This is a genomic window from Kitasatospora sp. NPDC091257 (assembly GCF_044757675.1).
In the GTDB taxonomy this organism is placed as follows: domain Bacteria; phylum Actinomycetota; class Actinomycetes; order Streptomycetales; family Streptomycetaceae; genus Kitasatospora; species Kitasatospora lactacystinica.
Window position 1 is genome coordinate 1 of sequence record NZ_JBIVVI010000831.1, and the last position, 4,172, is coordinate 4,172.

At 76.6% G+C, this 4,172-nt stretch carries 4 protein-coding genes and 2 pseudogenes; all 6 read left to right on the forward strand.

Annotated features, from left to right (window positions below; genetic code table 11):
- A pseudogene (locus ACIQOV_RS30400) lies at nt 1-1,099 on the forward strand (hypothetical protein); the annotation flags it as partial.
- Nucleotides 1,096-1,515, forward strand: coding sequence for a roadblock/LC7 domain-containing protein (locus tag ACIQOV_RS30405; protein WP_049652175.1), 420 nt, complete (start codon nt 1,096-1,098; stop codon nt 1,513-1,515). The pseudogene ACIQOV_RS30400 and the gene ACIQOV_RS30405, both read left to right, overlap by 4 nt.
- 8 nt (nt 1,516-1,523) lie before the next feature.
- The gene (locus ACIQOV_RS30410; RefSeq protein WP_401053814.1) at nt 1,524-2,135 is read left to right on the forward strand and encodes a DUF742 domain-containing protein; all 612 of its coding nucleotides are present in this window, start codon (nt 1,524-1,526) and stop codon (nt 2,133-2,135) included.
- Nucleotides 2,136-2,238: 103 nt separating this feature from the next.
- The gene (locus ACIQOV_RS30415; RefSeq protein WP_401053816.1) at nt 2,239-2,790 is read left to right on the forward strand and encodes a GTP-binding protein; all 552 of its coding nucleotides are present in this window, start codon (nt 2,239-2,241) and stop codon (nt 2,788-2,790) included.
- Nucleotides 2,791-3,194: 404 nt separating this feature from the next.
- Nucleotides 3,195-3,353, forward strand: a complete 159-nt coding sequence (locus ACIQOV_RS30420) for a hypothetical protein (RefSeq protein ID WP_359898564.1) — start codon at nt 3,195-3,197, stop codon at nt 3,351-3,353.
- 481 nt (nt 3,354-3,834) lie between these two features.
- Nucleotides 3,835-4,172: pseudogene (locus tag ACIQOV_RS30425) on the forward strand (hypothetical protein); the annotation flags it as partial.

A 4,172-nucleotide genomic window follows, 5' to 3' on the forward strand; every position in this document is an offset into this window, starting at 1 on the left:
GGTCGCCGTGCCCGGGTCGGGGGGTGCCTCCTCGGCGGCGTCCGGGTCGGTCGGCTTCGCGGGTGCGGGTGCGGGTGTTGGTTCGGGTGCGGGTGCCTCGGCCGGGACGGGGGTCGGAGGCCGTACGGGCGCCGTCGCCAGCGGTGACGAGGCGGGCAAGCACCGCGGAACGACGGGCGGCCCGAGGCCGTCCGTGCCGGAGGCGGGCCGTACGGCGGGCGGGCTGCCGCGCCGGGCCTCGCGGGGCAAGGGCGGGCCGGTGCTGGTCCCCGCGCCCGTGGCGGACACCGAGGACGCGCCGGGGACGGGGCGCCACCGGCGGGAGGACCTCGCGGTGGCGGCGGCCGAGGCGGCCGTCGCGGCTGCCGGTTTGGCCGGTGTGGTCGGGGTCGCCGGCGCGGCCGGGGTCGAGCCGGCCGCCGACCCGGCCGCGGCTGCGCCCGTGGACGCCGCACCTCGCACGCTCGGCGGCCTGCCCCGGCGGGTCCGGCAGGCGAACCTGGCACCGCAGCTCAGGGATCAGCTCACGGAGCAGCTGAAGGAACGGTTCCGCAACGGGGCCGGAGCCGACGGCGCGGCCGGGGAAGCGTCGGCCGCGGACACCCGGGACGGCCGGGGCCCCCGCGACGGCGGGGAGACCCGGGAGGTCCGGGAGCGCTCGCCCGAGGAGGCCCGGGCCACCTTCGCCTCGTTCCAGCGCGGCTTCACCCGTGGTCGCGGCGCCACCGTTCCGGCCGACCGTGCGGGCGCGTCCCCCGGCCGCGCCGGTGCGCCGGCGGACCGCCCCGGTGCTCCGTTGACGGATCGTCCCGGCACGCCCGACGATCGTGCCGTACGGGGGAACGGGCGATCCACCGCCGTACCGGCCTGGCAGCCGCCGGACCGGTCCCGACGGGCGATCGCCCCGGCACCCGCCCCGGCGGCGCTGCCCGCGCCGCAGGACACCGGCCGGGCACCGCTCGCCCGTCGGGTGCCGCCCGGGCAGCCGGTCCGCCGGAACCCGGACACCGGCGCGCCCGTGCCACCCGCCGTACCCGAACCACCCGTTGTACCCGCTCCACACGCACCACCCGCTCCAGCGGAAGGAACTGATTCATGACCACGTCGATGCAGTCGTCAGGGGACCTCAACTGGCTCCTGGACGACCTGGTGGGGCGCGTCGCGGCCCTGCGGCACGCGGTGATCCTCTCCAACGACGGCCTGGCCACCGGTGCCTCCCGCGATCTCGACCGCGAGGACGCCGAGCACCTGGCAGCCGTCGCCGCCGGGTTCCACAGCCTGGCGAAGGGCGCCGGCGGGCACTTCAAGGTCGGTGGCGTCCGGCAGACCATGGTGGAGCTGGACGAGGCCTTCCTCTTCATCACGGCCGCCGGCGACGGCAGCTGTCTGGCCGTGCTGAGTGAGGCCGAGGCGGACATCGGCCAGATCGCGTACGAGATGGCGCTGCTGGTCAAGCGGGTCGGCGAGCACATGGCCGCCGAGCCGCGCACCGAAACCGCCCCGCCGGTGAGATGAGCGGTCCGATGGCGGATCCGATGGCGGATGTGCCGGGCGGCCCGGAGACGTCGGACGGCCCCCAGGTGCCGGTGGGCACGGCCGGGCCGTCCGGCGTCGGAGGGTCGGCCGGTGCCGGGGGTTCGGCCGGCGCCGATGGCCCGTCCGGTGTCGACGGCCCGGACGGCCCGGTGGCGGAGGGCGGGCAGGCGGACCCGGACGGGCCCGACGTCGACCTCTTCCGGCCGCGCACCCCGGTCGACGACCGCTGGTTCGACGACGAGGCCGGCCCGGTGGTGCGGCTCTACTCGATGACCCGCGGCCGGACCCGGCCGGTCGAGGAGGGGCTGTTCGACCTGATCTCGCTGGTCACCGCCGTCGAGCCCGGGCCGGTCGCGGGGGCCGTGCCCGCGCACGTCCTCGACCCGGAGCACCAGACGCTGCTCACCCTGTGCCGCCGCGAGCCGCTCTCCGTCGCCGAGCTCGGCTCCTACACCGACCTGCCGGTCAGTGTGGTGCGGGTCCTCCTCGGCGACCTCTACGACGCCGAGCTGATCAGCGTCACCCGACCCGTTCCGCTCGCCGAGCTGCCGGACGAGCGCCTGCTGCGAGACGTGATCAATGGACTCCGTGCGCTCTGACCCCCACCCCCGACCGGTCGGCACCGCGCCCGACCGGGACGGCACCGCGGCCCACCCGGCGAACGCCAACGACCCTCGCTGGCGCGGCGGTCCGTCCGTCGCGGTGAAGATCCTGGTCGCGGGCGGCTTCGGCGCGGGCAAGACCACCCTGGTCGGCTCGGTCAGCGAGATCCGGCCGCTGCGCACCGAGGAGGAGCTCAGCGAGCTGGGCCGTCCGGTGGACGACACCTCGGGGGTGGAGGCGAAGCGCACCACCACCGTCGCGATGGACTTCGGCCGGATCGACCTGCGGCCGGGCCTCGCGCTCTACCTGTTCGGCACGCCCGGGCAGGACCGGTTCTGGTTCGTCTGGGACGAACTGGCCCGCGGCGCGCTCGGCGCCCTGGTGCTCGCGGACACCCGGCGGCTGGCCGACTGCTTCCCCTCGGTCGACTTCTTCGAGCAGCGCGGCATTCCGTTCCTGGTCGCGGTGAACTGCTTCGAGGGCACCGAGCGGTTCTCGCCGGACGAGGTCCGCGAGGCGCTCGACCTCGACCCGGGCATCCCGGTGCTGCTCTGCGACGCGCGGCTGCGGCAGGACGGCAAGGACCTGCTCGTCGCGCTGGTCGAGCACGCCGCCGCCCGCACGTATCGCCGCGCCCCGGTCGGCGCCTGAGGGCGACTCGGCTCCGGCCCGACGTCGGCCGCGCGGCGGTGGTGCATCGGGCGTGCGGCGGCGGTGGTGGAGCATCGGTGTGCGGCGGTGGTGCATCGGGCGTGTGGCGGCGGTGGTGCGAGGACTTGGCAGGTGGGCGCGCCGACCTGCCCGTTCCGCCCGCTGTCTCACCCGACCGTCCGCATCCCGGACGATCACTGTGCCGAAGGTTGCCTAGACCCGCCCGGCCGTGGAAGGCTCTGTGGACGAAGGCCGCCCGGCCATGCCGTCGGGGGTGCCGGAAACACCCCGTTCGCACGGGCGTTGCGACCGGCGGACGGCCTTCGACGAACCGGCGAGGCATCGTCGGCGGGCGCCGGAGACGGCGCGCCACCGTGTGGAGAACGAAGGGGGAGGGCAGCCGGATGACCGTCGGCCGACGACGCATCATCACCGCCGTGCCCGGCTCCCCGATGCCCGATGCCCTCGTGTCCGGCACTGCCGTGCCCGGTGCCGCCGATCCGGCGCTCACCGTCCGCCGCTACATCGACCACGCGCTGACCTGCAGCGCGTGTTGTCGCTGACCGGCCTGACCTTCCCGGTGCGTCCCCGGCGCTGACGGCCCATCCGGCCCACCGCCCGACGCACCGCCGACACCCGTCGACCAGGCCGTAGCGGACCGCCCCACCGGCGTGCCCGCGGCCGACCATCCGGACCCGCCCAGCGGAGAGACCACCAGTGAACATCGTCTGCCCCAGTACCGCCCCCGACGTCGTCGGCCGTACCCGAACGACCGGGTCGGCCCCCGCGATGCGCGCGGACGGACGGATCGGACGGTGGAACGGGTGCGGGAGCCGCGCCGTGGACAGCCGACGGGGTCGCCCCGACCTCGAGCCGTTCTGGCCGTCCCGGCAGCCGCACCTGTTCGATCAGACGTGTCCCGGCTCGCCCAGCGCGTCCCGGCCCTCCGCCCGCTGATCCGGTTCGGTCCAGCCCAGGCAGTACGCCCGGTCGACGCGCAGACGACTCCACCCCGTCCGTCACGCGCGAAATGAGCGGCACACCATGTCTTCTTCTTCCACGGCCACCCTGCCCCTGCCCACCGCGACCCCGCACCTGCGCGCGGTCCGCTCCGTCCCGCCGGTCACCGTCGTCCCCGCGGCCGGTCCCGGCACGTCCGGGGTCGCCGGACCGTCCGTCCCTCCGGCGCCGGGGGCCGACCGATGGCCCGGCGCGGCGACCCGCACGCCCCAGGCCCGCCCGACCCAAACCCGCCCGACCCACGCCGGTCCGACCCACGCCGGCCCGGTCCGCCCGGCCGTCGTCCCGGCCCCCGCCGCCGCGCAGCCCGGTGCGACGGTCCCGCAGGTGCCCCAGGCGCTGCTCGCCGCGCTGCCGGAGGG

Coding starts and splice junctions, on each gene's coding strand:
- ACIQOV_RS30420 (WP_359898564.1), top strand. CDS start 3,195: ATGACCGTCGGCCGACGACGCATCATCACCGCCGTGCCCGGCTCCCCG.
- ACIQOV_RS30405 (WP_049652175.1), top strand. CDS start 1,096: ATGACCACGTCGATGCAGTCGTCAGGGGACCTCAACTGGCTCCTGGAC.
- ACIQOV_RS30410 (WP_401053814.1), top strand. CDS start 1,524: ATGGCGGATCCGATGGCGGATGTGCCGGGCGGCCCGGAGACGTCGGAC.